This is a genomic window from Pseudomonas sp. GM24 (assembly GCF_000282235.1).
GTDB lineage: Bacteria > Pseudomonadota > Gammaproteobacteria > Pseudomonadales > Pseudomonadaceae > Aquipseudomonas.
Genome location: NZ_AKJR01000395.1, coordinates 1 through 1,602 on the forward strand (window position 1 = coordinate 1; position 1,602 = coordinate 1,602).

The window sequence follows — 1,602 nt, forward strand, 5'->3', positions numbered from 1 at the left end:
GGCACCCACTCGGTTCCACAGGCAAAAGCCCGATAATCCGCGTCACCAGTTCATCCTTCCAGCACTGATCCTCACGCAACCCCAGCGACCGGCTCATTGCATCGCCCCGACATCAAACTCCAACGGCTGCGCCGGTTTCTGCCCGATCCCGTACCAATCCAGTTTGCGCGTCAGCACCATGAACACACCGAGCAGGCCGAACAGCAACAATGAGCCCATCAACAACGCGTAATCCTCTGCGCTCAGCAAGCCATAGAGCAGGCCATACAACGCCGCCAGCCCCGCCGAAAAACTCAAGCCGTGACGCACACTGCGTAGCACGTGGCAGACATAAAACCCGATCAACAGCACGCAAGCACTGGCCGACAACAGATACGCCAGAGCGAAACCAATGTGCTCCGACAGCGACAGCAACAACAGATAAAAGAACGCCAGCGCCACACCGACCAGCGCGTATTGCACCGGGTGCACGGCCAGACTCTTGAGCACTTCGAACAGAAAGAAACCGGCGAACGTCAGGACGATGAACAGCAGCGCATATTTGATCGCCCGATCACTCTTCAGGTACTGATCCACCGGGTCGATGAAGCTCACACCGAAACTGCGACCATTGAACGCCTCGCAATCATTGCTGCTCACGCAACGGCTCATGGCGTCTTGCAGGTTGGTGGAGAAAAACGTGGTCTGCCAATCGGCGCTGAAACCCTGATCGTTGATCTCACGTTTGGCCGGCAGGAAATTGCCGATGAAACTTGGATGCGGCCAATTCGCAGTGAGGCTGACGCTGCTGCTCTTGCCCACCGGCAGCACCTGCAACGAACCAGTGCCTTGCAGGCGCAGATCGAAACCGAAGCTCAGTTCCGTGGTTTTGCTGGTGTCGAGCAACGGCAGCGACACTCGTACACCCTCGCCGAGCCAGCCGACCTGGGTGCCCGGCACGAAGTCCAGACGCTGACCGTCAAGTTCCAGTTTCAGCGCATTTTCGATACCGCGAATGTCGCTGATACCTACCGCGAGAAACGGTGCATCGAACTGGTAGTCGCTGAAGTCTTCCTTGATGCCCAACTGTGCAGGCAATGAGAAATGGCCATTGATACGGTTGTCGGCGTGGAACAGCCGCGCTTCATAAATACCCCGCGCACGCAGTTCGGTTTGCACCTGGCCGTCGAGTTCGAAACGCTCCGGCAGGAAGTACAAACGACCACGCTCTTCGCTCGGTTCGTCGTAGCGCTGGTTGGTCTTGTCGTTGGTCTTCCAGTTGTGAATCACTTTGCGATACGGCACCACCATCACCGGCCCGCTCAGTTGCTGGCTGTAGCTGGAGCTGCGGGCGATGTCTTCGAGCACGCCGTCGCGCAGCTGTTGGCGGTCGTCGATGACGCCGTCGATCATCAGCAACGGGATCAGCAACAGCAGGATGAGCACGGCGATGGCGCCGAGCTTTATCGTCAGATTCTTGTTCATGGGACTCTCCCTGTTTGGATGGGCAGAGTCTGCTGGTGCTGTATGAGGGGAATGTGGGGGGAATATGGAGATTGTGTGGAAAGATCAAAAGATCGCAGCCTTCGGCAGCTCCTACAGGTGTACGCAATCCAATGTAGG

1 protein-coding gene is annotated in these 1,602 nt (G+C 57.4%); it reads right to left on the minus strand.

The annotated features are described in order from the left end of the window. Positions 1-93: 93 nt before the first annotated feature. The gene (gene creD, locus PMI23_RS29010; RefSeq protein ID WP_007910002.1) at positions 94-1,464 is read right to left on the minus strand and encodes a cell envelope integrity protein CreD; all 1,371 of its coding nucleotides are present in this window, start codon (positions 1,462-1,464) and stop codon (positions 94-96) included. Between the last annotated feature and the right edge of the window lie 138 nt (positions 1,465-1,602).